This is a genomic window from Aeromonas sp. S12(2024) (assembly GCF_041402305.1).
Lineage (GTDB): Bacteria > Pseudomonadota > Gammaproteobacteria > Enterobacterales > Aeromonadaceae > Aeromonas > Aeromonas veronii.
The window spans coordinates 13,085-36,203 of record NZ_JBGLRB010000022.1 but is presented as its reverse complement, the minus strand read 5'-3'; the positions used below and the strand labels follow the sequence as shown (position 1 = coordinate 36,203).

Sequence of the window (23,119 nt, the reverse complement as noted above, 5' to 3'; positions counted from 1 at the left end):
CTCCAATACGGTTCTCTCCAACACACCGGCCTCAGGCCGGTGTGTTGCTTTGGGTCGCAGAGTCGGTTGGGCGGGGCGCCGAAAGGGTTGGCTCGCTGGCGGTCGGTAACCGCATAACGCGGGGGTAGTGGCGCGGGTCGAGGCGCACTACCAGCAGGCTCATCAGCAGTAATCCTCCCAGTTGCCACTGCCAGGCGGCCGCAAAGTCGCCCACATAGTGATAGAGCCGTGCCGCCACCCAGGGGCCGGTGGCCGCCAGCATAAAGCCGAACCCCTGCATCAGGGCGCTCAGGGTGCCCGCGCGGCGCGGGTCGGGCAGGTGATCGAGCGCAATCACCATGATGAGCGAAAAGCTGCCGCCCAGACCGGCGCCGCACAGCATGCACCAGAGAATGGGGGCACTGGCGGGTGCCAGCCAGAGGCCGCCAAATCCCGCCAGCTGCATGGCGATGGCAAGCCCCATCCACGGCCGCCGATCCAGACTGCGCGCCGCCAGTAGCGGCAAGCCGAGGCCGCTGGCGGTCTGCGCTAGTGCCAGCCAGGCGACCAGCTCGCCAGCCTGTGCAGCGTTCCACCCATTTGCCATATAGGCGGGGGCCAGCCAGGCCACTACGATGCCGTAACCGCTGTTGATGATGCCAAAGCAGACGATCAGCAACCAGCTGCGGGGCTGGGTGATCAGCCGTTGTTCGCCATCGGGAATGGCGACCGCGGCGGCCCGTGGCAGACGCACTTGCCACACCAGCCAGACGAGGGCCAGCAGCACCGGCAGGCTCCAGAGCGCCAGCGCCCGCGACCAGTCGAGGCTGACTGCCAGCCTTGGCGTGAGGCTGGCTCCGAGCGCCCCGCCCCCCATCATGCAGGCAGAGAAGATCCCCATCACCAGCGGCACCTTGTGGGCGAAGGCCTGCTTGATAAGCGCCGGTAGCACCCCCTGCACCAGTGCCGACCCAAGGCCGCAGAGCGCCGCGCTGGCGATCAGCAAGGCACCGCTTTGGGCATCGAAGCGCATGGCGCTGCCAATGCCGAGCAGCAGCAGGGCCAGCCCCAGCAGGGTGGTGGCACTGGCAAGGCTGCGCAGGCGCGGGGTGAGCAGCACGCCAATCCCGATCAGCCAGAGCGGCAGCAGGGTGAGCCAGGCCAGGGTATCCATCCCGAGCGACAGGGTGCGGCCAATCTCACCGCTCAACGGGCCGATGGCGGTAAGAAAGGGGCGCAGGTTAAGGCCAGTCAGGATCACCAGCACCAGCAGGGCGGTCTGGCCTGCGGGTTGATCCGCATTTCGTTGATTCATCGGGTGCTGTTTCCGGTTCTGGGAGAGACAGGGGGCATTGGGGACACGGAGTCATCGGGGCTGAACGTGGCAGATCACCGTCAAAGGAGGCAAAAACGCCAGCCTAGCGGGGTCTAAAGTCATTTGGAAATTAAATGATAGAATGGGCTTCAGTGGTTTTGTAAATGGAGTGCCCCATGCTGGATCCCCTGTTACTGCGCAGTTTTGTCGCCATTATCGACACCGGCAGCTTTACCCGCGCCGGTGAACGGGTCCATCTGACCCAATCCACCATCAGCCAGCAGATCCGCCGCCTTGAGCAGCAGCTTGGCTGCCCACTGCTCGATCGTGCTGGCCGTCAGGTGGTGGCGACGGCGGAGGGGGAAAAATTGCTGGGGCTGGCCCGCCGCATTCTGGCGCTGCTGGCGCAGGCCGAAGAACAAGTGACGGAAGGGAGCGTGGCGCTCAGCCTCGGTGTGCCGGAGGATTTTGCCGCAGGCGCCATCACCCCTGTGCTGGCCGCCTTTGCCCGCGACTACCCCGAGGTACGGCTGGAGGTGGAGAGCGGCCTGAGCCATCACATCTGGCAGCGCTTCGCGGCGGGGGAGCTGGATCTGGCGCTGGTCAAGCAGGTGCGCGGACAGGGCTCGCCGCTCGCCAGCTGGCGTGAGCCGCTGGTGTGGGTAGATAGCCGCGACTGGCCAGCGAAGGGGCGTGATCCGCTGCCGCTGGTCGCCTTCCCGAGCGAAGGGCTTTATCGGCGGCAGATGACCGAGGCGCTTGATGGTCTGGGTCGGCGTTGGCGTATCGCCTATGTCAGCGCCAGCCTCGCCAGTTTGCAGGGGGCGGTGAGCGCAGGCATCGGCGTGAGCTTGCTGCCCAAACGGCTGATGCCCGCCGATCAGCTGGCCCTGACCCAGTGGCCCAAGGTGGCGCCGGTGGAGCTGGCGCTCCATGCGGCAAAGGATGGGGGTGAACCGCACAGCCGCTTGAGTTCGGCCCTGATCGCCCTCTGTGATGAGGTGATGGGGCCGCAGTAACTTGTGGTATGGGGAAAACTGAAGTCGGAAAGATAAACGGGGGGATCAGTGATCCTTCCCCTCCGCCAGCTTGCGCTCGTAATCCTGTTTCACGATGGCCAGTGCTGCCAGCACCAGCTCCGGGGCCAGTTGGTTGGTCTCCAGCAGTTCAATCAGATCCACCGCGAGTTTCACCTCGGGCGGGGCAGTTTCCAGTGACATGGGCAGGGTTCCGGTTGCGGGAAGAGGGGGGATTATACAGGGGCGCCGCCGTTGGCCGAAAGCGCCCGCTCTGTCGGGGAGGGGAGGCACCAAGGTCAGAGGTGTTGACGCATCTCCTTGTCGATCTCCTCGCGCAGGGCAATGAGCTTTTTGGCGTACTGCTGCAACTGCAGATCGCTCTCGCTCACCGGCTGCCACTGAGGCACCGGGGTCGGTTTGCCCTGCTCATCCATCGCCACAAAGATGATGATGCAGTGGGTGGTCTTGTGGCGCTCGGTCTCGGTGGGGTGGCGGCTGTAGACATCCACCGCCAGATGCATGCTGGTGGTGCCGGTGTGGATCACCTGGGCGTGCACCTCTACCAGCTGGCCAATCTGGATGGGGCGCAAAAAGCGGATCCCCCCCACATAGACGGTCACCGCATAGCCGCCGCACCAGCCAGCGGCGCAGGCATAGCCCGCCTGATCGATCCACTTCATCACCATGCCGCCGTGTACCTTGCCGCCGAAATTGACGTCGGAGGGTTCGGCCAGAAATTGCAGGGTCAGTTCGCGATTTGGCACAGTTACATCCTTATTGCCTGAAGGGTTTCCCTGAGCTTTGCCCCATCGGCCTGCCCGGTCAAGGGTTCATCCCCGATTCAGGGGGGCGGGGTCACTATCTGGCTCTATCGACGGGAACATAGCCGCAGGAGTGACACCATGAAACAGATGCTGGAACAGTTGCTGGGGGCTGGCAAAGGCTGGCTCAACGAAGGCGGAGACAAGCGCAAGGGGCAGATGCAGGGGGCGCTGGCCGGTGGCGCGCTCGGTCTGCTGCTGGGCAATAAAAAAGTGCGCAAATATGGCGGCAAGGCCGCTGCCGTGGGCGGCGCCGCAGCCCTTGGCGGGCTGGCCTACAAGCTCTATCAGGATTGGCAGGCCCAGCAGGCGGCACCGGCCCAGCCCACCCATCCCATCAGTGGGCTGGAAGGCAATGCGCTGGATGCCCGCGCGGCGCTTTTGGTGCGCGCCATGGTGGCAGCAGCCCGGGCCGATGGCCATATCGACGGGGCCGAGCGCCAGAAAATTCAGGAGTACCTGACCGAACAGGGCCAGAGCGATGTCGCCCGCTGGATTGACGCCGAGCTGGCCCGACCCCTCGATCCCCACGCGCTGGCGCGGGAAGTGACCGACATGGAGCTGGCCACCGAGGTCTATCTCGCCTCCCTGCTCGCCATCGAGGTGGATCACTTTATGGAGCGCGGTTATCTCGACGAACTGGCGCGCGCCCTCAAACTCGATGACAACCTCAAAGGGAGCATCGAGCGGCAGGTGGCCCAACTTAACGCCCCCGCCTGATACTCTCACCGCCATGGATTGCCGATAACGCCCCGCTCAAGGGGCGTTGTTGTTTCTGCGGCTCGTCAAAAGATACGGATGAGCCTATTTGGATTGCGGGACACAGCCCCTAAGATGGCGCATGACCATCACCTTTTTTGCAAGGAGCAACCATTGGAGATACGCAAGGCAAGCGAACTGGATATCGACGCCATTGTCGAGCTGAACCGGCAGATAGGAGAGATCCACCATCAACACTATCCCGAGGTGTTCTGCCCCCCTTCGCCAGAGGAGCGGGCATTTTTGCTGAGCGCCATCGGCGTGGAAGGGCGTCTGTTCTGCGTTGCCGAGCAGGATGGTATGGTGGTGGGCTTTTTGACGGCGCGGATAGACATCAATGAGAGCGTGCCTTTTCTCAGCAAGCTGCCTATCTGCCGTATCGGCTCGGTGGTGGTGGATGAGCAGCACCGCTCCCGCGGGATTGGCAAGGCGCTGATCGCCCATTGCGATGAGTGGGCCAAGGTCCGTGATGCTCAGCAAATCCGGCTGGAGGTGATGGTCTTCAACGAGCGTGCCCAAGCGCTCTACGAGGCGCTGGGCTTCAAGGTGCAGTCGCAGATCATGGCCAGATAACCAGTTTCTGATGGCGAGCCAAGGCGCGTCACTCCCCAACCACAAATGCCCGTTGCGGGCCTTTGTTCGTTTCGCCAACGGCTCCTTGCCTCGTTACTTTTCACCGAGCTGCGCGGCAATCAGCGCGGCCAGTCGGGTGAGGGCCTGCTCCAGCTGCTCGCTCCAGGGATGGGAGCTGTTGAGGCGCAGGCAGTGGTTGTGTTGCCCCTGACTGGAGAAGAGCGCGCCGGGGGCTACTGAAAAACCGCTGCCCAGAGCCTTGGCGTGCAGGGCGCGGCTGTCGAAATGGGCAGGCAGCGCCAGCCAGAGAAAGTAGCCGCCATCGGGGGAGGAGATCCGTACCTCGTCCGGCAACAGCCGTTGCAGGGCCGCCCGCATCTGCTGCTGGCGCTGTGCCAGGGTGTGGCGCAGGCGGCGAAAGTGGGCATCGACCCCGCCCTGGCGCAGCATCTCGGCCAGCGCCAGCTGGCTCGGCACATTGGTGGAGAGGGTGGACATCAGTTGCAGCCGCTGTACCCGCTCGGCATGGGGCCCCGCCACCACCCAGCCGACCCGAAAGCCCGGCGCCAGACACTTGGAAAAGGAGCTGCAAAGCAGGCTGTCGCCACGCTGATCCCAGTGGCGGATCGGCTTGGGGCGTTCGCGGCCAAAGTAGACCTCGGCATAGACGTCATCCTCCACCAGCGGCACCCCATGGCTGTTGAGCAGCGCCATCAGCCGCGCTTTGTGGCTATCCGGCATGGTGTGGCCGAGTGGGTGCTGCACATTGCCCATCAACCAGCAGGCCTTGACCGGAATGCGGGTGAGGGCGTCTTCCAATAGCGCCAGATCGATGCCCACCCCCGGAATGACCGGGATCTCCACCGCCTTGAGTTTCAGCCGCTCGATGGCCTGCAGGGCGCCATAGAAGGTGGGGGACTCCACCACCACCCAGTCACCGGGCTCGGTCAGCACCTGCAGGCTGAGGGAGAGCGCCTCCATGGCGCCGGTGGTGATGATGATCTCCTGCGGATTGACCGCCACCCCATCGCTGGCGTAGCGCTGGGCGATGGCACGACGCAGCGCCTCGTTGCCGGGGGGAAGGTCGGCCACCGTGCTAAAGGGATCGAGCTTGCGCATGCAGCTGGCCAGCGCCCGCCCGAGCTGGGGATGTGGGAACAGGGTCGGATCGGCCACCGACATGCCAAGGGGCACCAGATCCCGCGATTTGCTCGCCTGCAACACCTCGAACACCAGATCGTTGATATCCACCGAGCCGCTGTAGTGGGTCTGGCTCGGGGTGTGCTGCACGAGCTGTGGTGAGGCGGCTTTGACGTAGTAGCCGGACTGGGGGCGGGCGAGGATCCACCCCTGACTTTCGAGCAGTTGATAGGCCTGCAGCACCGTCATGGGGCTGAGCCCGTGGGTCTTGCAGCTCTGGCGAATGGAGGGGATGCGCTCCCCCGGTTGCCAGATGCCATCGTCGATCTGGCTTTGCAGGCGGTCGGCCAACTGCTGGTAAAGGGACATGATCTGGATCAACTGTTATAGGTGTAATTCAATATAACTGCATCTGTTATAGGTGTCATGCTCCGTGATGTACTTGTCACGCACGAAACGTGCAAGGCAAATACAACAAAAGAGAGTGACGCATGATCAATCCGGATGACGTGGTCAGCCTGTCTCGCCTGCAATTTGGCGCCACGGCCCTGTTCCACTTCCTGTTTGTGCCCCTCACGCTGGGGCTGTCCTGGATCCTGGTGATCGCCGAGTCGGCTTATGTGATGACCGGCAAGGTGATCTATCAGGACATCACCCGCTTCTGGGGCAAACTGTTTGGCATCAACTTCGTCATGGGGGTCACCACGGGGATCACCATGGAGTTTCAGTTCGGCACCAACTGGGCTTACTACTCCCACTATGTGGGGGACATCTTCGGTACCCCGCTGGCCATCGAGGGGCTGATGGCCTTCTTCCTCGAATCGACCCTGGTGGGGCTCTTCTTCTTCGGTTGGGACAAGCTCTCCCGCGGCAAGCACCTGCTGGTGACCATGCTGGTGGCGCTCGGCTCCAATCTCTCGGCGCTCTGGATCCTGATCGGTAACGGCTGGATGCAAAACCCGGTGGGGGCCGAGTTCAACCTGCTGACCCAGCGCATGGAGCTGGTGGATATCGCCGCCGTGCTGTTTAACCCGGTGGCGCAGGTGAAGTTCGTTCACACCGTCGCGGCGGGCTATGTGGCCGCCTCCATGTTCGTGATGGGGGTGAGCAGCTGGTATCTGCTGCGCAAGACCGAGGTGCAGTTTGCCCTGCGCTCCTTCGCCATCGCCTCCGGCTTCGGGCTGGCGGCCATCCTCTCGGTCATTGTGCTCGGGGATGAGTCGGGCTATCGCACCGGCGAGGTGCAGAAGGTCAAGCTCGCCGCCATCGAGGCGGAGTGGGAGACCGAGCCAGCGCCAGCTTCCTTTACCCTGTTCGGCTTCCCGGATCAGACTGCCGAGACCACCCACGCAGCCATCAAGATCCCGTATCTGATGGGGATCATCGCTACCCGCTCCATCGACGAGGCGGTGACCGGCCTCAAGGATATCAAGGTGCAAAACGAGGCGCGCATTCGCAGCGGCATGGTGGCGGCCGAGGCCCTCGACCAGATCCGGCAGGGCGATGACACCCCGGCCAACCGCGCCCGCTTCGAGCTGCACGGCAAGGATCTTGGCTACGGCATGCTGCTCACCCCCTATGCCAGCAATATCGCCAAGGCCGGTGAGGCAGAGATTGCCAAAGCGGTCGATGACTCCATCCCGCCAGTGGCGCCGCTGTTCTGGGGCTTTCGGGTGATGGTGGGGCTTGGCGTCACCATGCTGGGGCTGATGGTGGTGAGCTTTGTCCAGCTCTGCCGCAACCGGCTGCAAGACTCCCCACGGCTGCTCAAGACCCTGTTCTGGAGCATGCCGCTGCCCTGGATTGCTATCGAGGCGGGCTGGCTGGTGGCCGAGCTCGGCCGTCAACCCTGGACCATCAGCGATGTGCTGCCGGTGTCGGCCTCGGTCTCTTTGCTTCAGCCGGGCCAACTCTGGTTCAGCCTCATCGCTATCTGTTCCATCTACACCCTGCTGCTGGTGGTGGAGCTGTTCCTGTTGCGCCATGTGATCCACAAGGGGCCCGCCATTCTCCATACCGGCCGCTACAGCGGTGAACAACCCGAACTTGCGAGGATCGCCTGATGGATTACGCAACCCTGAAACTCATCTGGTGGGCGCTGGTGCTCTTCATGATGGTCGGTTTTATCGTGATGGATGGTTTCGATCTCGGCATCGCCATGCTGCTGCCGGTGGTGTCGAAAGATGACGACGACCGCCGTCTGGTGATCAACAGCGTGGGGCCGGTGTGGGAAGGCAATCAGGTGTGGCTGATTGCTGGTGCCGGTGCCCTGTTCGCCGCCTGGCCGCTGGTCTATGCCGCAGCTTTCTCGGGGCTCTACATCCCCATGGTGGTGCTGCTGCTCGGGCTATTTTTGCGTCCGGTCGGTTTTGACTATCGCAGCAAGCTGGCCGATCCGGTTTGGCGCCGCTGGTGGGATCGGGCGCTGGTGGCCGGTGGCCTGATACCGGCGCTCATCCTCGGTGCGGCTATCGGTCTGGTGATGGATGGGCTACCGTTTCGCTTCGACACGGCGCTGCGTCTGCACTATGGCGCCTTCGACTTCCACTGGGGCTGGCTGCTCTCGGTGCTGGCCACTGCCATCAGCCTGTTGCTGCTGCACGGCGCCGGTTTTCTGCAAGCCAAGGTGACTGGCACCCCTGCGCTGCGCGCACGGGGGATCGCCATCCTGCTGGCCCCGCTGGTGAGCCTCTGCTATCTGCTGGCTGGCTGGCATCTGGTGGATCTGCAAGGGTTTCAGCTGACCGGTGTCGGCACACAACCTTTTGACCCAAATGCTGCCATCAGCCCGCTGATGAAGGGGGTGAGCCCCCACGCCGGTGGCTGGCTGCGCAACTATTTTGACTATCCGCTGCTGTGGCTGGTGCCGATCATCGGGGCGCTGGCGCCGCTGGTGAGCGGGATTGCCTCCTGGCTGGAGCGGGGCCGGGTTGCGCTGCTGGCCAGCGCCATCTCCTGCGCCGCCATGCTCTGCTCGGTGGCCATCGCCCTGTTCCCCTTCGTGCTGCCCTCATCCCTCGATGCGGTCAGCAGCCTGACCCTGTGGGACAGCACCTCCAGCTACAAGACCCTGGCCATCATGTTCGGCCTCGTGCTGGTGCTGATGCCGGTCAACCTGGGCTACACCGGCTGGGTCTATCGGGTGGTGCGCGGCAAGCTCGACCGTGCCCGCATCAAGCGCGACAGCCATCAACTCTACTGACCTCAAGGGATCTGCTATGTGGTACTTCACCTGGATTTTGGGCCTCGGATTTGCCCTGCTGCTGGGCCTGTGCAACCTGCTCTGGCTGGAAGCGCGCTGGGAAGCCTATGAACGGGACGGCAACTGACGGCGGGGGCTAGCGCCCCGCCATGGCCGGTGGCTGGCGTTCACCCGTCGCCATCGGCCCCTCTCTCCCCTCTTTAAACGACACACTTTCAACTGACAACCAACCGACAGGTAATTGTGATGAAACAGAGATTGAAAGCGGTGGCGCTGGCCATCGGCTGCGCCCTTGCCGCCGCGCCGGCGGGTGCCGCCAGCCAGAGCGTACAACTGACGCCACTGGACAAGAACTTCACCCTGCAGGTGCTCGGTAGCGGCGGCCCCATCTCCGACGATCAGCGTGCCTCCTCCAGCGAGGTGATCTGGTGGAAGGGGAAATCCCGCATCCTGATCGATGCCGGTGGTGGCGTCTACCTGCGCTTCGGCCAGGCGGGGGCCAAGCTCGAAGAGGTCGATTTTATCGGCATCACCCACTTTCACACCGACCATGTGACCGACCTGCCCGCCCTGCTCAAGGGGGCCTACTTCTTCGAGCGCAGCGATCCGCTGGATCTGGCGGGGCCAGAGGCCGGCTCGGCCTTCCCTAGCATGAGCGGCTACTTCGATGCCCTCTTCAACAAAGACAAGGGCGCTTATGCCTACCTGAGCGGCTTCAAGGATGGCACCGATGGCCTCTTCCCCATCACCTTGCACGATGTGCCCTACCAGAGCCCGCAGCCTCACACCGTCTATCAGCAGGATGGGCTGACCATCACGGCGCTCGGCATCCCTCACGGTGACGTGCCCTGTCTGGCCTATCGCATCGAGAGCGCAGAGGGGACCATCGTTATCTCTGCAGATCAGAACGGCAGCAACCCGGCCTTTGTGCCGTTTGCCAAGGGGGCCGACATTCTGGTGATGCCGCTCGCCATCCACGAAGGGGCCGACCCTGTCTCCGCCTCGCTCCATGCCAAGCCATCTGTGGTGGCAAAAATTGCCGCCGAGGTGAACCCCAAGCTGCTGGTGCTCAACCACTGGATGGGGGTTGGCCTCAATCACAAGAAAGAGGCGATGGCCATCGTCAAACAGCAGTTCCACGGCCAGATCGTGGCCGCCCGCGATCTCTCCAGCTACCCCGTTTCATCCGTCAAGGAGTCCGCTCATGAGTAACTCAAGCAGCAACAAAACCACCGGCAAACTGACTCTCTCCATCGCCATGACCAGCCTGATTGCCCTGACCCCGGGACTTGCGCTGGCGGCCACCCCGGGCGATGCGCCGGTCAAGGCCGCCCCCAGCGAACAGCACGGCGGCAAGTGTGCGGCGGGCAAGTGCGGCACCGAGAAGCGCTTCGAGAAGCAAGCCCTCGACAGTGATCCGCAGGGGCGGCTGGTGCGCGCTCGCGATGGCAAGTGTGGCGTGGCGGGCGAGGGGATTGATGGCGACAGATCCAGCAACGGCAGCAAGATGACGGAGGGGGTATGCGGCCAATAAGCTCCCGCAGTCGGGGGATCGGGCTGCGTCAGGAGCATCTGGATGCGCTCTGCGCCGGCCCCGTCCGCCCCGGCATCGACTTTCTCGAGCTGGCGCCGGAGAACTGGATGGCCATCGGCGGCGCCAAGCGGGCGCAGCTGCACCAGCTGGCCGAGCGTTACCCGCTGGTGGCCCACGGCCTCAGCCTCTCCCTCGGCGATTGCCAGCCCCTCAATCGCACCCTGCTCAGCCAGATCCGCACCTTTCTGGACGAGTTCGGCATCGGGATCTATAGCGAGCATTTGAGCTTTTCCCGCGACCAACAGGGCTATCTCTACGAACTGCTACCGGTGCCGCGTCAGTGGGAGAACATCCCCTATCTAGCAGAGCGGATCGCGCAGGTGCAGGAGGCGCTGGCCCGCCCGCTGGTGCTGGAGAATATCTCCTACTACCACGGCTATGACCATGAGATGCCGGAGGAGGATTTTCTCGCCGAGCTGGTGGCGCGCAGCGGCTGCGAGCTGCTGCTCGATATCAACAACGTCTTTGTAAACAGCCGCAACCACGGTTACTGCCCCAAGCGGATGATCGCCGGGCTGCCGAGCAATGCGATCCGCTACTTCCATATCGCCGGTCATCTGGAAGAGGCGGATGGCACCTTGCTGGATACCCATGGCAAACCGGTGTGCGAGGAGGTGGTGGCGCTGGCCCGTTATACGGTGCAGACCCACGGTTTGCGCCCCCTGCTGCTGGAGCGGGATCATCATCTGCCACCGTTGGTCGAGCTGGAGACCGAGCTGGCACGGGTGCACGGCGCCTGTTGCGAGGCGATCGACAGTCAGGTGCGGGAGGTGCGCTATGGATAGACGGTTATCCCTGATCACTGCGCCCAAAACGGCACCGCAGCGGATGCAGCAGCAGACCGCCTGGCTGGCGAGCCGAGTGCGGCTGCCGCAGGATGGCATCGCCAGCCACTATGCCCGCAGCGTGCGCGCCAATGTGGAGTTGGTGCTGGAGAGCGCTTTTCCGCTCACCCACGCTCACTGGGCACCGGTGGACAGGTGGCAACTGGTGGAGGGCTTTGTCATCGCGCACGGCGCCGAGGCCCCCGAGTTTCACCATATCGCCACCGAGTTTGTCCGCTATGTGCAGCATCGCCACAGTGAAGGCTCTCTCAACTGGCCCAGGCAGCGGCTGGCGCTGCTGGAGTACGAGTGGGCCTGCCTCTGTGTCGAGATTGATGAAGGGGTGGTGCCGCAAGTGTTGCCGGGGGAGGAGGTAACGGCGGAGAGTTCGTTTACGCTCAATCCCACCCTGCAACTGCTTGAGCTCCCCTTTGCCATTCGTCGCAGCGGCGTGGTGCCGACCCGGCAGGGCAACCACTTCTATGGCCTGTTTCGCAGTCCGGATCATCAGGTAGTGACCCAGCGGTTGCGCGAATGGGACGTGGCGCTGATCCAGCTGCTGCAACAGCAGCCGGGGATCACCCAAGCCGCATTCAAGCAACAGGTGCAACAGGTTCGCAGCGACTTTGATCTGAGCGAGTGGGCGCGCCATTTTCACCGGCTGGGTCTGTTGATCCTGCCCGTCGGTGAGCGCCAGCCTGGCACTCCCTTGCCCCCATTTAGCAAACACCAAGGAGAATTCCCATGAACAACACCCTGATCCAGTGGTACGAGCGGGCGGTGGCCCAGTGCAAGCGGCTCGATTTTCTGGCCCTGCTGGCCATTCGCCTCTATCTCATCCCGGTCATCTATGTGGGGGCCCACTCCAAGGTGGTGGGCTTTGCCGGCACGGTCGCCTGGTTTGGTGCCCCGGTCTCGGAAGGGGGGCTCAACCTGCCGTTCCCGACCCTGCTCGCCTTTCTGGCGGCGGGCACCGAGGTACTGGGCTGCATCTGCATTGCCCTTGGCCTCTTTACCCGCATCATGGCCATTCCCACCATCTTCCTGATGAGCGTGGCGAGCGCCATGGTGCACTGGAAGCACGGCTGGGATGCCATCGCCACCGGCAGCATGGAGGCTACTGTGCGCCTAAACGGTTTTATCGAGTGGCTGGCCGCCAACTTCCCCGGTCGCTACAACTACATCACCGAGCTGGGGGATCCCGTGATGCTCAACAACGGGATGGAGTTTGCCGCCACCTACTTCGTGATGCTGCTGGTGCTGCTGGTTTACGGCGGGGGCCGTTACGTCAGCCTCGACTACTGGCTCAAGCGGGCGGTGACCGGCAAAGCAGGCGTGCAACAGGCGGTATAAGACCCGCCAACGGATAACAAAAACCATAACGACAGAGCGTGAAAAACAGCGAGCGGCCAGGGGCCGCTCGCAGTTTTTGTGCTGTGTGGGGTGGGCGTGTCAGCTACGTCAGCCGTTACTGGTAGCGGCCGACCACGATGGGGGACTCCTGCTCAATCTGGCCAAGGCGCTCGGCCCACTGGGCGAGCCAGGCTTCCCGCTCTTCTTGCGAGACCCGCACCGGGGCATAACAGATATGGGGGCGCAGCACGTCGAAGCCGACAAATTGCAGGATCCCGCGCTGGATGGGGCGCAGCACTCCGTCGATATCGCCGTTGAAGCCGTCGGGCAGATAGGTCTCGGCAGGGCCGCCGGTGGTGAGGCTCAGCAGGGCCCGCTTGCCGCGAAACTTGCCGCTCTCGTAGATATGGCCCTGACCGTAGACCCGCCCCATGGCAAAGACCCGATCCACCCACCCCTTGAGGATGGCTGGCAGGCCAAACCACCAGAGCGGAAACTGGAAGATCAGCAGATCGGCCGCCTCCAGCTTTTGCATCTCCTGCTCCAGCTGGGGGGCAAAGCTGCCCTGCTCGGTGGCAGCCAGTTCTTCGAGTTGCAGCTTGAGAAAATCGGGATCGCTGGCGGCGGTGAAGTTGCGCCGATCCGAGACGGGATCAAAGCCCATGGCATAGAGATCGCTGGTCATCACGGTGTGGCCCGCCTGCTCCAGCGCCCTGATGGCGTGGCAGAAGAGGGCACCGTTGAAGCTTTTGGGTTCGGGATGGGCATAGACGATAAGCACCTTCATAACAGACTCCGTGGCAAATGATGCGAGGGTGACAGGCTTGGTTGCTGAAAAAGTTGCTGAAACAGTTGCCGGGTTAACGCTGTGTCACAGCATAGAAGCCTGCCGCGCCGATTGCAGCAGGCGCCACGCCCTTGCGTGACGCCTGCTGGCGCAGCTTATGCCTGACAGGCGGCGAGCCGGAGGGCTTCGCGGCGCTCGCTGACATGGGTCAACCCGTAGGCCAGCAGCACGATAAGGGCGCCGATCCAGGGGGTGTGCATCAGGCCGAGGTGCTCTACCACCAAGCCACCAACCACAGATCCCAGCGCAATGCCGACGTTGAAGGCGGCAATATTGAGGCCCGATGCCACATCCACCGCCTTGGGGGTGTGCAGTTCGGCTTGTTTCACCACCAGTACCTGCAAACCCGGCACGTTGCCGAAGGCAAAGGCGCCCCACACCAGCACGGTGAGCACCGCCAGCACCGGATGGGGTGCGGTGAAGGTGAGGGCCAGCAGCACCAGCGCCAGACCGGCAAACAGCAGTTTCAGCGCCTGCAGGGGGCCCATCTTGTCGGCCAGCTTGCCACCCCAGATATTGCCGACGGCGACCGATACCCCGTAGACCAGCAGGATCAGGCTCACCGCACCGGCGCTAAAGCCGCTCACCTGCTGCAGGATGGGGGCGAGGAAGGTAAACGCCGTGAAGGCGCCGCCATAACCGAGGGCGGTCTTGGCGTAGACCAACAGCAGCGGCTTTTTGGTCAGTACCGAGAGTTGTTCGCGGATGGTCGAGGCTGCCCCCTTGGGCAGGTTGCTCGGGATCAGCAGCAGGCTACCCACCATGGCGATCAAACCGAGCAGGCTCACCACCAGAAAGGTTTCACGCCAGCCAAAGACCTGACCAATCCAGGTGCCGAGCGGTACGCCGGTCACCAGCGCCACAGTTAGGCCGCTGAACATGATAGCGATGGCGCTCGCCGCCTTCTCTTTGGCCACAAGACCCGTGGCGATGGTGCTGCCCACCGAGAAGAAGACCCCGTGCGCCAATCCGGTGAGGATGCGGGCCACAATCAGGCTCTCGTAACCGGGGGCCTGCCAGGCCAGCAGGTTGCCGGCGGTAAAGAGCGCCATCAGCCCCACCAGCAACCACTTGCGCGGCACCTTGCCGGTCAGCGCCGTGAGCACAGGGGCGCCGATGGCCACCCCAAGGGCATAGAGGCTGACCAACAGGCCCGCGGAGGGGAGCGAGACATTGAGCTGCTGGGCGATGGTGGGGATAAGCCCCACAATCACAAATTCGGTGGTGCCGATCGCAAAGGCACTTAAGGTAAGGGCAAATAACGCCAGTGGCATAACAACTCCTTGGTTAGGGACTCCCGACGGGAGAATGGCGCCAGTATGCCTAGGTGGTTTGTTGGCAAAAATGATGGTGACATCAAATTACTTTTGCCAAATCAGCAGCAATGGCGATGGGTGGGAGGGGATTGTGTTGCCCGCGGCGTGAGCGCAACGCAGTGATCTGCCTCGCAGAACGGGATGAACGCTGCTCCTTTTCTGAGCTTGCTTAAGCTCCAGTACAAGCTGGCAGCCATAGGATTTTTCCTGTGAAACCCGTGTGTGTTGAACCCATGCGCGTCGGTGTTGTGATGGCCGTGCGCTTTCATCTACAGGCAATAGACAGGCAATATCCAGCTGACAGGTAACATGATGACATTGAATCGACTCTCCTCTCTTTTGCTGCTGTGCGGCGCCTTTGCGGTACAGGCTGGCCAGAGCGATCCCCTCTCTGCCTGGAATGACACGGCAGCCAAGCAGGCGATCACCCGCTGGGTAACCAATGCCACCGATCAGCAGCAGGCCACTTTTATTCCGCCAGAGAAGCGCCATGTGGTGTTTGACAATGACGGCACCCTCTGGCCGGAAGCACCCATGACCTATCAGCTGCAGTTTGCGATGGACGAGATCAAGCGCCTGGTGCCGGAACACCCGGAGTGGAAGGCCGACCCCATCGTCGCGGCAGTGCTGAACAACGACCTCAAGGCCGTGGCCAAATCGGGGGAGAAGGGGCTCGCCAAGCTGGTGGGACTGACCCACAGCGGCATGACTACCACCGAGTTTGCCGAGCGGGTCACTCGCTGGGTCAACAGCAGCAAGGATCCCCGTTTTGGCTGCCACTACGATCAGCTCGGTTATCTGCCGATGAAGCAGCTGCTGCACTACTTGCGGGACAATGGCTTCCAGACCTGGATTGTCTCCGGCGGCGGCGTCGACTTTATGCGGGTGATGTCCGAGCAGATGTATGGCATCCCGCCCCAGCAGGTGATTGGCTCATTTACCCTCGGCGAGTTTGCCCTGACCGGGGAGGGCAGCGAGATCCGCAAGACCATGAACGGCGCCTATTTCGATGACAGCAAGGCGAAACCGGCCGCCATTCACCTCTTTATGGGGCAGCGTCCGGTCGGCGCCTTTGGTAACAGCGATGGCGACGTGCCCATGCTGCAATACACCTCGACCAACCCGGATTACCACACTTTTGGTTTGTTGGTGCACCACACCGATGCCAAGCGCGAATACGCCTACGACAGCCATCCGCCAGCCAGCGGCAAGCTGATCGACGGGCTGGCACAGGCAAAAGCGCGGGGCTGGGTGGTGGTCGATATGAAATCAGACTGGAATCAGGTATTCGATCCCGCCCTTTGCCAGAACGCGCCCTGATTGCGGGGCTGCATCTGGCATCAATATGGCGGCTGGACGTTCAGCAAGCGCTGCAAAGCGTGAGGCAAGAAAAGAGACAGGGAGAGCATGATGCTCTCCCTGTTTAATTTGGCTTGCTGGCGAGCCAGCCTTTCTTTCGCGTTAGTCTCACGCCTTTCGCGTCAGTCCCATGCGGGGGCAAAATCGGGATTGGCGCAGCGCTCGCCCCGATCCAGCGTGGCGATGGCGGCCATCTCCTCGCTGCTCAAGGTGATATCGAGAGCGGCCAGATTGGCAGCCTGATTCTCCCGCTTGGTGGAGCTCGGGATCACTGTCATGCCCTGCGCCAGCAGCCAGGCCAGCGACACCTGTGCCGCCGATACCCCGTGGCGCTGGCCAATCTCCATCAGCAGCGGCTCGCTCAGCACCTTGCCATAGGCGAGCGGCATATAGGCGGTGACGGCGATACCGTGGGCTTTGCAGAACTCGACCACTTTGCGGTTTTGCAGCAGTGGATGAACCTCGATCTGTTGGTGAGCGATGGCCCCCGGCCCCAAAATCTCGATAGCCTGTTTGAGCTGGGCCACGGTGAAGTTGGAGACCCCGATCTCCCGGGTCAGGCCCCGGGCCTTGGCCTCGGCCAGCTGCTCCAGATAGACCGCCATCGGCACCTCATCCTTGGGGGAGGGCCAGTGGATCAGCGCCAGATCCAGATAGTCGGTGCCCAGTTTTTCCAGGCTCACCTCAAGGCTCGGGATCAGCTTGCCCGGGACAAACTCGCTGGTCCACACCTTGGTGGTCAGGTAGATCTCGTGACGGGCAACAGTGCTGCGGGTCAGCACGGCGCCGACTTCGGCTTCGTTGTCATAGATCTGGGCGGTATCGATATGGCGATAGCCCAGCTCCAGACCGTTGGTCAGGGTGGCAAGCAGCGGCTCGCCCTTCAGGCGGAAGGTGCCCAGACCCATGGGTGGCATATTGATCATCTCGTTCCTCAATGGGGTGGTGGTTGGCCCTTGATGGGCTGAACAGAAACAGGCTCTAGGGCCAGTCAGGCGCCCAGTGGCTGATAGCGGCGAATGGTGCTGCTGGCAAACCAGGGCTCGGCCTTGGTGACAAATTCGGTAAAGTGGGGTTGGCCCTGATGGGCGGTGAGGGCCGCTTCGCTCTCCCACACCTCGTAGAGCATCCAGCTGTTTCGATTGTCCAAGTCTTGGTGCAGCTGATAGCGCTGGCAGCCCGCCTCTTGCAAGGTGGCCGCAATCAGCGGCTCAAGGGCGGCGCGAAACTGGGCGGCGAATTCGGGTTTGGCTTCAAGCTGGGCAATCACAATCACGGGTGATGACATCTGAACCTCCTTGGCAAAAACGAAGGGTCAGTATGCCTGCCGTGACTTGCAGGAAACAGGGCGCTGGTCGCAAAACAGTATTGAGGGGAGAGCAGCAATGGGGTAATCCAGGACATATAAGAGGAATACGCTAATGACCTCATTAAACGAACCAACAATTTATTTTTTTAGTTTCTAAGTTTCGACCGATTCTGATTGCAAGCGTCAGGATCTTATGTGCTTCTACATAAGCTTCGATTGTAGGTGATTTGCTGAATGTTCCATCCATCTTAACATCTTGAACTATTGCATCTGCTAAATGATGAAATTAATAATTTGCTTCGATGTTTCATGATCTACTACGCCCAAATATTTACAGTTTTCTTGATATACTCTGGAATAATGAGGTGGGATATCGGAGGCTAATATGTATGTATCATCTGGATTTTCTTTTAAATGAGCAATGGCGTTATTGATACTGTCAAAAAATCCTCTTGTTTCCATTAAATTAAGTAATGCGGATATCTCGGCAATCAGAGATCTTGTAATTTGCAATGAAAACATTTTCTCTTTTTTACGCTCAATTATGCTAGAAGTAATAATTGAACTGAACGAACCCAAAACTGCACCGCCAAGGGCTGCAATAACTGGAATCCATTCGTTCGATCCTTTACTTTCAATAGCCTTGATTGATTCAGTTACAAGATTAATTTATTCTGGGCTCATAGAACACCTTTTATAAAATTGCCATATAGATGGCATGATATTCTACTGTAACTACCTTCAAAATAACACCTTGAAATTTTGATGCAATCTGATAGCCATCTGTATCTGCAATAAAATGTAATAATATTAATGGGGGGCTGTGTCTTAAATGCCGTGATTAAGTCAAGAACACGTAATATGAAATGAACACTTCACCTGTTTTTTTTCAAAAAACGGCTCGGTATTTTCTTTTATAAACCTTTCGGATATGTAGTAGAGAACGATATTATGAATAATATGGATGTATATTGTTTCACGTCGTCCAGTATTATCAGGCAGCTAAATAGCTGTTCCGAATAGTAGATCACTGCACTCGTACAGCTTCTACAAGTGACGTTGAGCACGCATCGTGCGCTAAGCCTTGTCACTTCAGGCTTTCTCGCCAGATTGCACAAATGCCTTACGCCACAAGGCTTCCGGCAAGATGGAGCACTATTAGGATCAGTTATTTAGCTTGCACCGACCAGACCGCAAACTCATTGCCGCTGGGCTCAACGAAGTGGAAACGGCAGCCACCGGGGAAGTCAAATAGTGGGCGACTGATGGTGCCACCGTGTTGGCTCACCTTGGCTTGGGTCGCTTCAATATCGGCGCTGTAGAACACCAGCAGGGCGCCGCCCGCTGCACTGATCCGCTCGATAGAATCCGCCATCCAGCTCCTCATTGGCAAAGGCGCTGTAGTCGGGGCCGTAATCAACAAACTGCCAGCCAAATACAGCCTGAAAGAATGCCTTGGTCGCGGCGAGATCCTTGGCCGCAAACTCCACATAGTTCAGTTTTTCATGGGCTTTCATTCAGTTCGTCTCCCTCATCATCAGCATCGCTGGGCTCAGCAAGTTGTTCCCACGGGGTCAGTTTAAGTTGCTTGTGCCGTAACCTGAGGACACTGGCCATAATGAGGCCGATTAATCCCGCAAAAAAAGCGGTTTGACGTAGAGCAAATATCAGATCCATACCCATGGGTTGCCAGCTGAAAAACCACAACAGTATGCTCCAGATCAGTCCAAGGCCGATGCCAAATACCAGAAAGTTGGTAAGCCAGCTCTCGTAATGTGGCGGTTTGACAGACCAACCCAGTTGGCGCAACAACCAGAACAAGGGGAGATTGTAGTTGGACTGCCATACCCCTTTGTTAGCCAGCTCCTGATGGGCGGCGGCCAGCTGTTCTTCAAATGTCATGGTATTAATCCTTGTGAAGCAAGTGGTGTCATACGGTGCTTTTTAGGCTGCATTGTACTGACAAATCGCGAGCATGATGTGGGCTCGCGGTCACGTTCTTTCTCTGTAGAAAAAAAGAACTGGCCTCACCGCACGCTTGCCAATCCACAGCGGCTGCGCCTATAAAGGCCCATTACTCTTGTCCGGATAACAGCAATGAAGACCCATTCTGATGAACTGACCCTGTTTGTGGCGGTGGTGGAGGCGGGCAGTTTTCGCCAGGCGGCGGAGAACCTCGGTATGGATAACTCGGTGGTGAGCCGTGGCATCAAGCGGCTGGAGGAGAAGCTCTCCACCGTACTGCTCAATCGCACCACCCGACGGGTCAGTCTGACCGAGGAGGGGAGCTGGTTCTATCAGCGGGCGGTGAAGATCCTGACCGAGATGAGCGAGGCGGAGGGGCATCTGCTGATGCGCCGGGAACAACCCGAAGGGGTGTTGAGAGTCGATGCCGCTACCCCCTTTATTCTGCACCGGCTGGTGCCAATTATCGGCGAGTTTCGACGTCGCTATCCTGCCATCGAGCTGCAGCTGCACAGCTCGGAGGGCTTTATCAATCTGATGGAGCGGCGGGTGGACATGGCCATCCGCATCGGCGAGTTGACCGACTCCTCCCTGCGTGCGCTGCCCCTTGGTCGTTCGCGGTTGCGGCTGCTGGCCTCTCCTGCTTACTTGAGCGAGCGCGGCACCCCGCGCCAACCGGCAGATCTGCTGAGCGGTCACGAGCTGCTTGGATTTTTGCATCCCGATCACCTCAACCACTGGCCGCTGCTCAGTGCCGAGCAGGGGGATCGCTTTGCCATCACCCCCAGTCTGCGTGCCAGCAGCGGTGAAACCTTGCGTCAGCTGGCGCTGGCGGGGCAGGGGATCGTCTGTCTGTCGGATTTTATGACCGGGCCGGATCGGGAGAGCGGCGCGCTGCTGGAGGTGCTGGCCCGCAGTAACAGCGGCGCCTCGCGCCCCATCAATGCGGTCTTCTACTCCGATGCCCAGCGGGATATCCGACTGCGGGTCTGGCTCGACTTTCTCAAAGAGCAGCTGGGCAGCCATACCCTTTAGTGCAGGTTGGTTTGTGCGGTTTGTTTGGACGGTGAGTCACTGCGGTTTGTTTGGCGAAGAACAAGCTGCGCCTTCGTTGCGGCCAATCAGCATTAGCCTGGTGGCAGATAAACAGACGGCCGACTTGAGGGTCGGCCGCCGGTTCGGGAAGGTGTGTGAGCTGAAACGCAGTTAGCGGGGCAGTTTGCCCCATACCCTGCTGAGCAGGGCGCCGCCGATCACCGGCGGAATGGCCAGCAGCAGGGTCCACTGCCATGAGAGGCCGCCGACAGTGGCGGCCAGTACGATGCAGGTGAGCACCACCAGTTGGGCCACCATCATCAGGAAGGTGCCTTCGCGGGGGGTCAGGGTCTCTTTTTGAGTGGCGACGTGGGCTACGGGCGCTTGAGTGGTGGTCGGTTTCATGGCGATATCCCTCTGTTGAGTCTGATATCACTAAGCAATGGCCGTTCCACATTTTTTCATGTTAATTATCAATGTCTTGCGAGTTTTTTCGTCATTCCCGTTTCGAGAGCGCAGGCAAAATGATTTGCAAAATGAAAACGCCACCCGGTGGTGGCGTCTTGGTTATTGAGAGGGAGAGAGGGAAGCGCCGGGCCTAGCCAATCCGGTATTGGCGGATCTGCTCGTCGATGGCCTTGGCCAGTTCGAACAGTTCGCGGCTGGCGGCATTGCTCTCCTGCGCGTGTTCCCGCTGGTGTTCGGCCACCATGGCCAGCTCGTCAAGCGCCGTTCTGGCTTGCCCCATCTGTTGATTCTGCGCCTGCGCCAGCGCGCTGATCTCGTTGATCTCGAGGGCGGTCTGGTTGATCTGGCTGGTGGCATCCACCAGCACCTCTCTGGCCTGATTCATCCGGTTGTATCCCTCTTCGCTCAGGTTGCGGGAGTCTGCCATCGAGCTGCTGGCCTGCCGGGTTCCCTCCTGCAGGCGCAAGATAAGATCCTGCACATCCTTGGTGGCGGTCTGGGTACGCACCGCCAGCTGGCGTACCTCGTCGGCCACCACCGCAAAGCCCCGTCCCATATCCCCTGCCCGGGCCGCTTCGATGGCCGCATTGAGGGCCAGCAGGTTGGTCTGGTTCGAGACATCGCGGATGAGATTCATGATCTGGGTAATGTTGTTGCTGTCTTTCACCACTTCATCGAGCAGGGCCGAGGAGCTGCCGATGCTGCTGCGCAAGGTGTCGAGTTGCGCGGCGCTCTGGGTCACATCCTGCTCGATGCTGAGCATATGGTTGGCGATGCGTTGGGTTACGTCGTTGACCCCTTCAGAGCGGCTGGCAATCTGCTCGGCGTTGTCGCCGATGGTGGTGACCACAGTGGTCAGCTCCTGAATGCTCTGGGCCTGCTGGCACGCTTCTCCTGCCAGTGCCTGGGCCTGCTGCATGGATTGGGATGACTGCGCTGAGAGGGCACTGCCTGACTGCTGGAAGCGGGAGAAGCTCTGGTTCAGGCTCTGGATCAGCCGATTGAAGCTTTGGGCCATCAGCCCCAGCTCCGACTCGTCAGAGAAGTCGAGGCGGGTTGCCAGATCCCGATCGGCAGTGATGTGGTGCATGCCATCGGCAGCCTGACGAATGGGGCGACTGATGGAGTGAGCCAGCCAGGCGGAGGCCAGCATGGCGATCCCGCCGATGGCGAGCGACACCATGATAATGAGCTGGCGGGATTCCTGCAGTCCCTCTTCCAGCTCGGCGCTGTTGATCTCGCCAATCAGCAGCCGGTTGAGGGTGGGAATGTAACGTACCGCGATGAGGTAGGTTTGCCCCTCCAGCGTTAGCGCCTCTACGGCCACCTGTTCCCGGGCATTGGGAATAAGCCGCTTGACGGTATCGAGGAAGGATTGCTGGTGGTGGGCGGCGCCTTCCACCTCCTGCTCGGGGTGGATCTCGATATTGCCCTCCATGTCGGCCAGATAGACCTGACCACTCTTGCCGATCCGGTAGCCGCTGATGAGCTTGCTCAGGGCGCTCATGTCAATGGATGTGCCTGCCACCGCCAGAGTCTTGCCCTCGTGGGTGACGGCGGTGTTGATATAGAGGGAGGCTCGCTTGTCAAAATCCGAGATGTCGAGGTTCAGCTCATAGGGTTTGCTGCGTTTGAGAAAGCCGAAAAACCACCCATCTTTCGGGTCTGATTCGCTCAGCGATTTCTGGGCGGTGGGGCCGCCGCTGAAGTTGATCAGGGTGTTGCTCTGGCGGGGTGCGATAAAGACGTTGCCGCCGATCCGCCGTTGCAGATCCTGAAAGTAATGCTCCATGGCGGGCCACTCTTGCTCTGGCATGCCAGCGGTCAGCCAGTCGATGACAAAACGGTTGCTGGCCAGCGCCTGCGCTTCGGTCAGGTGCTGGATAAGCTGCGCGGTCAGCTGGTTGGCAATGCGATCCACGCTGCTTGGCAGCTCGTAGCGTTCGACCCGCTGCTGGGCCTGACTGTGGGATATCTGCTCGAGGATCAAGGTGATGCAGCTGATGGCGATGGCCATCAGTATCGCCACGCCAGCGAGGATCCGGGTGCGGATCCCGAGCCTTGACCAGAGTGAGTGCAGTGTAAAACGGTGTATCGCCCTCTCCATATCGCTCTCCTCATAAATAAGGTCGCATATGCGACCCAGATGATGATTATAGATAGAGAACTCAATTGCGTTGTGGTGGATGGTGACAACAGAGGGGGGCAGAAAAACTGGAGGGAGCAATGAGCGGGGAAGGG

24 protein-coding genes and 1 pseudogene are annotated in these 23,119 nt (G+C 60.8%); 13 read left to right on the top strand and 12 right to left on the bottom strand.

Going from position 1 to position 23,119, the window contains the following annotated elements:
* Positions 1-31 precede the first annotated feature (31 nt).
* Positions 32-1,294: a cyanate transporter gene (locus tag ACB035_RS18380; RefSeq protein WP_371167870.1), complete on the bottom strand. Its 1,263-nt coding sequence runs from the start codon at positions 1,292-1,294 to the stop codon at positions 32-34.
* Positions 1,295-1,470: 176 nt separating this feature from the next.
* Between ACB035_RS18380 and ACB035_RS18375 the strand changes: the two genes are divergently transcribed.
* Positions 1,471-2,313: a LysR family transcriptional regulator gene (locus ACB035_RS18375; protein ID WP_371167869.1), complete on the top strand. Its 843-nt coding sequence runs from the start codon at positions 1,471-1,473 to the stop codon at positions 2,311-2,313.
* 45 nt (positions 2,314-2,358) lie between these two features.
* On the opposite strand, the gene rsmS is transcribed toward ACB035_RS18375, so the two are convergent.
* Both rsmS and ACB035_RS18365 read right to left on the bottom strand, forming a co-directional pair.
* The gene (gene rsmS / locus ACB035_RS18370) at positions 2,359-2,514 is read right to left on the bottom strand and encodes a pleiotropic regulatory protein RsmS (RefSeq protein ID WP_074042636.1); all 156 of its coding nucleotides are present in this window, start codon (positions 2,512-2,514) and stop codon (positions 2,359-2,361) included.
* Between the two features lie 95 nt (positions 2,515-2,609).
* On the bottom strand, positions 2,610-3,077 hold the full coding sequence (locus ACB035_RS18365) for an acyl-CoA thioesterase (protein ID WP_005337580.1): 468 nt from the start codon (positions 3,075-3,077) through the stop codon (positions 2,610-2,612).
* A gap of 138 nt (positions 3,078-3,215) precedes the next feature.
* Here ACB035_RS18365 and ACB035_RS18360 point away from each other — a divergent pair, with 138 nt between their 5' ends.
* Positions 3,216-3,854 carry a tellurite resistance TerB family protein gene (locus ACB035_RS18360; RefSeq protein WP_042656069.1) on the top strand — a complete coding sequence of 213 codons (639 nt, stop codon included), beginning with the start codon at positions 3,216-3,218 and terminating at the stop codon, positions 3,852-3,854.
* Positions 3,855-4,007: 153 nt separating this feature from the next.
* Positions 4,008-4,466 (top strand): N-acetyltransferase family protein, encoded by a 459-nt coding sequence (locus ACB035_RS18355; protein ID WP_371167868.1) that lies wholly within the window; start codon positions 4,008-4,010, stop codon positions 4,464-4,466.
* 93 nt (positions 4,467-4,559) lie between these two features.
* Here the strand turns inward: ACB035_RS18355 and ACB035_RS18350 are convergent, their stop codons facing one another.
* Positions 4,560-5,975, bottom strand: a complete 1,416-nt coding sequence (locus ACB035_RS18350) for a PLP-dependent aminotransferase family protein (protein WP_371167867.1) — start codon at positions 5,973-5,975, stop codon at positions 4,560-4,562.
* A 122-nt stretch (positions 5,976-6,097) separates the two neighbouring features.
* Between ACB035_RS18350 and ACB035_RS18345 the strand changes: the two genes are divergently transcribed.
* The 8 genes from ACB035_RS18345 (at position 6,098) to ACB035_RS18310 (ending at position 12,579) form a co-directional block, all read left to right on the top strand.
* Complete coding sequence (locus ACB035_RS18345) at positions 6,098-7,669, top strand: cytochrome ubiquinol oxidase subunit I (RefSeq protein WP_371167866.1); 1,572 nt, start codon at positions 6,098-6,100, stop codon at positions 7,667-7,669.
* Positions 7,669-8,808, top strand: a complete 1,140-nt coding sequence (gene cydB, locus ACB035_RS18340; RefSeq protein WP_371167865.1) for a cytochrome d ubiquinol oxidase subunit II — start codon at positions 7,669-7,671, stop codon at positions 8,806-8,808. Before ACB035_RS18345 ends, cydB begins: the two co-directional genes overlap by 1 nt.
* Before the next feature lie 16 nt (positions 8,809-8,824).
* Positions 8,825-8,935 carry a cytochrome bd-I oxidase subunit CydX gene (gene cydX, locus ACB035_RS18335; RefSeq protein ID WP_371167864.1) on the top strand — a complete coding sequence of 37 codons (111 nt, stop codon included), beginning with the start codon at positions 8,825-8,827 and terminating at the stop codon, positions 8,933-8,935.
* Between the two features lie 119 nt (positions 8,936-9,054).
* Positions 9,055-10,020 carry an MBL fold metallo-hydrolase gene (locus ACB035_RS18330; RefSeq protein ID WP_371167863.1) on the top strand — a complete coding sequence of 322 codons (966 nt, stop codon included), beginning with the start codon at positions 9,055-9,057 and terminating at the stop codon, positions 10,018-10,020.
* A complete protein-coding gene (locus ACB035_RS18325) occupies positions 10,013-10,342 on the top strand; it encodes a hypothetical protein (protein ID WP_144715501.1) in 330 nt (109 codons plus the stop codon). The genes ACB035_RS18330 and ACB035_RS18325 overlap by 8 nt, the downstream gene beginning before the upstream one ends.
* Entirely contained in the window at positions 10,330-11,187 is an 858-nt protein-coding gene (locus ACB035_RS18320; RefSeq protein WP_371167862.1) for a DUF692 domain-containing protein, read from the top strand. The genes ACB035_RS18325 and ACB035_RS18320 overlap by 13 nt, the downstream gene beginning before the upstream one ends.
* Positions 11,180-11,974, top strand: a complete 795-nt coding sequence (locus ACB035_RS18315) for a putative DNA-binding domain-containing protein (RefSeq protein WP_371167861.1) — start codon at positions 11,180-11,182, stop codon at positions 11,972-11,974. Before ACB035_RS18320 ends, ACB035_RS18315 begins: the two co-directional genes overlap by 8 nt.
* On the top strand, positions 11,971-12,579 hold the full coding sequence (locus ACB035_RS18310; protein ID WP_206901589.1) for a DoxX family protein: 609 nt from the start codon (positions 11,971-11,973) through the stop codon (positions 12,577-12,579). Before ACB035_RS18315 ends, ACB035_RS18310 begins: the two co-directional genes overlap by 4 nt.
* A gap of 115 nt (positions 12,580-12,694) precedes the next feature.
* On the opposite strand, the gene ACB035_RS18305 is transcribed toward ACB035_RS18310, so the two are convergent.
* Together ACB035_RS18305 and ACB035_RS18300 are read right to left on the bottom strand one after the other, a co-directional pair.
* Positions 12,695-13,366 carry an NAD(P)H-dependent oxidoreductase gene (locus ACB035_RS18305; protein ID WP_236561961.1) on the bottom strand — a complete coding sequence of 224 codons (672 nt, stop codon included), beginning with the start codon at positions 13,364-13,366 and terminating at the stop codon, positions 12,695-12,697.
* A gap of 155 nt (positions 13,367-13,521) precedes the next feature.
* Complete coding sequence (locus ACB035_RS18300) at positions 13,522-14,700, bottom strand: MFS transporter (RefSeq protein WP_042056344.1); 1,179 nt, start codon at positions 14,698-14,700, stop codon at positions 13,522-13,524.
* A gap of 351 nt (positions 14,701-15,051) precedes the next feature.
* Between ACB035_RS18300 and ACB035_RS18295 the strand changes: the two genes are divergently transcribed.
* A complete protein-coding gene (locus ACB035_RS18295) occupies positions 15,052-16,062 on the top strand; it encodes an HAD family hydrolase (protein WP_371167860.1) in 1,011 nt (336 codons plus the stop codon).
* A gap of 161 nt (positions 16,063-16,223) precedes the next feature.
* Here the strand turns inward: ACB035_RS18295 and dkgB are convergent, their stop codons facing one another.
* From dkgB to ACB035_RS18275, 4 genes and pseudogenes are all read right to left on the bottom strand, one after another.
* Positions 16,224-17,027 (bottom strand): 2,5-didehydrogluconate reductase DkgB, encoded by an 804-nt coding sequence (gene dkgB, locus ACB035_RS18290; protein WP_371167859.1) that lies wholly within the window; start codon positions 17,025-17,027, stop codon positions 16,224-16,226.
* Positions 17,028-17,092: 65 nt separating this feature from the next.
* Entirely contained in the window at positions 17,093-17,389 is a 297-nt protein-coding gene (locus ACB035_RS18285) for a putative quinol monooxygenase (protein WP_371167858.1), read from the bottom strand.
* Positions 17,390-18,578: 1,189 nt separating this feature from the next.
* Positions 18,579-18,927, bottom strand: a pseudogene (locus ACB035_RS18280) (VOC family protein).
* The gene (locus ACB035_RS18275) at positions 18,914-19,312 is read right to left on the bottom strand and encodes a DUF6404 family protein (RefSeq protein WP_371167857.1); all 399 of its coding nucleotides are present in this window, start codon (positions 19,310-19,312) and stop codon (positions 18,914-18,916) included. The pseudogene ACB035_RS18280 and the gene ACB035_RS18275 overlap by 14 nt, the downstream one beginning before the upstream one ends.
* A gap of 195 nt (positions 19,313-19,507) precedes the next feature.
* Here ACB035_RS18275 and ACB035_RS18270 point away from each other — a divergent pair, with 195 nt between their 5' ends.
* Complete coding sequence (locus ACB035_RS18270; protein WP_371167856.1) at positions 19,508-20,410, top strand: LysR substrate-binding domain-containing protein; 903 nt, start codon at positions 19,508-19,510, stop codon at positions 20,408-20,410.
* Between the two features lie 171 nt (positions 20,411-20,581).
* Here ACB035_RS18270 and ACB035_RS18265 read toward each other — a convergent pair whose 3' ends face one another.
* Both ACB035_RS18265 and ACB035_RS18260 read right to left on the bottom strand, forming a co-directional pair.
* Positions 20,582-20,815 carry a hypothetical protein gene (locus ACB035_RS18265; protein WP_005337550.1) on the bottom strand — a complete coding sequence of 78 codons (234 nt, stop codon included), beginning with the start codon at positions 20,813-20,815 and terminating at the stop codon, positions 20,582-20,584.
* A 193-nt stretch (positions 20,816-21,008) separates the two neighbouring features.
* A complete protein-coding gene (locus ACB035_RS18260) occupies positions 21,009-22,985 on the bottom strand; it encodes a methyl-accepting chemotaxis protein (protein ID WP_371167855.1) in 1,977 nt (658 codons plus the stop codon).
* Between the last annotated feature and the right edge of the window lie 134 nt (positions 22,986-23,119).

Bases quoted from the DNA above. Each gene is read 5' to 3' on its own strand.
- rsmS (WP_074042636.1), bottom strand. From the start codon at position 2,514: ATGTCACTGGAAACTGCCCCGCCCGAGGTGAAACTCGCGGTGGATCTG.
- ACB035_RS18380 (WP_371167870.1), bottom strand. From the start codon at position 1,294: ATGAATCAACGAAATGCGGATCAACCCGCAGGCCAGACCGCCCTGCTG.
- ACB035_RS18345 (WP_371167866.1), top strand. From the start codon at position 6,098: ATGATCAATCCGGATGACGTGGTCAGCCTGTCTCGCCTGCAATTTGGC.
- ACB035_RS18325 (WP_144715501.1), top strand. From the start codon at position 10,013: ATGAGTAACTCAAGCAGCAACAAAACCACCGGCAAACTGACTCTCTCC.
- dkgB (WP_371167859.1), bottom strand. From the start codon at position 17,027: ATGATCAATATGCCACCCATGGGTCTGGGCACCTTCCGCCTGAAGGGC.
- ACB035_RS18320 (WP_371167862.1), top strand. From the start codon at position 10,330: ATGCGGCCAATAAGCTCCCGCAGTCGGGGGATCGGGCTGCGTCAGGAG.
- ACB035_RS18310 (WP_206901589.1), top strand. From the start codon at position 11,971: ATGAACAACACCCTGATCCAGTGGTACGAGCGGGCGGTGGCCCAGTGC.
- ACB035_RS18265 (WP_005337550.1), bottom strand. From the start codon at position 20,815: ATGAAACCGACCACCACTCAAGCGCCCGTAGCCCACGTCGCCACTCAA.
- ACB035_RS18300 (WP_042056344.1), bottom strand. From the start codon at position 14,700: ATGCCACTGGCGTTATTTGCCCTTACCTTAAGTGCCTTTGCGATCGGC.
- ACB035_RS18260 (WP_371167855.1), bottom strand. From the start codon at position 22,985: ATGGAGAGGGCGATACACCGTTTTACACTGCACTCACTCTGGTCAAGG.
- ACB035_RS18285 (WP_371167858.1), bottom strand. From the start codon at position 17,389: ATGTCATCACCCGTGATTGTGATTGCCCAGCTTGAAGCCAAACCCGAA.
- ACB035_RS18350 (WP_371167867.1), bottom strand. From the start codon at position 5,975: ATGTCCCTTTACCAGCAGTTGGCCGACCGCCTGCAAAGCCAGATCGAC.
- ACB035_RS18375 (WP_371167869.1), top strand. From the start codon at position 1,471: ATGCTGGATCCCCTGTTACTGCGCAGTTTTGTCGCCATTATCGACACC.
- ACB035_RS18330 (WP_371167863.1), top strand. From the start codon at position 9,055: ATGAAACAGAGATTGAAAGCGGTGGCGCTGGCCATCGGCTGCGCCCTT.
- ACB035_RS18360 (WP_042656069.1), top strand. From the start codon at position 3,216: ATGAAACAGATGCTGGAACAGTTGCTGGGGGCTGGCAAAGGCTGGCTC.
- ACB035_RS18275 (WP_371167857.1), bottom strand. From the start codon at position 19,312: ATGACATTTGAAGAACAGCTGGCCGCCGCCCATCAGGAGCTGGCTAAC.
- ACB035_RS18270 (WP_371167856.1), top strand. From the start codon at position 19,508: ATGAAGACCCATTCTGATGAACTGACCCTGTTTGTGGCGGTGGTGGAG.
- cydX (WP_371167864.1), top strand. From the start codon at position 8,825: ATGTGGTACTTCACCTGGATTTTGGGCCTCGGATTTGCCCTGCTGCTG.
- ACB035_RS18295 (WP_371167860.1), top strand. From the start codon at position 15,052: ATGATGACATTGAATCGACTCTCCTCTCTTTTGCTGCTGTGCGGCGCC.
- cydB (WP_371167865.1), top strand. From the start codon at position 7,669: ATGGATTACGCAACCCTGAAACTCATCTGGTGGGCGCTGGTGCTCTTC.
- ACB035_RS18305 (WP_236561961.1), bottom strand. From the start codon at position 13,366: ATGAAGGTGCTTATCGTCTATGCCCATCCCGAACCCAAAAGCTTCAAC.
- ACB035_RS18315 (WP_371167861.1), top strand. From the start codon at position 11,180: ATGGATAGACGGTTATCCCTGATCACTGCGCCCAAAACGGCACCGCAG.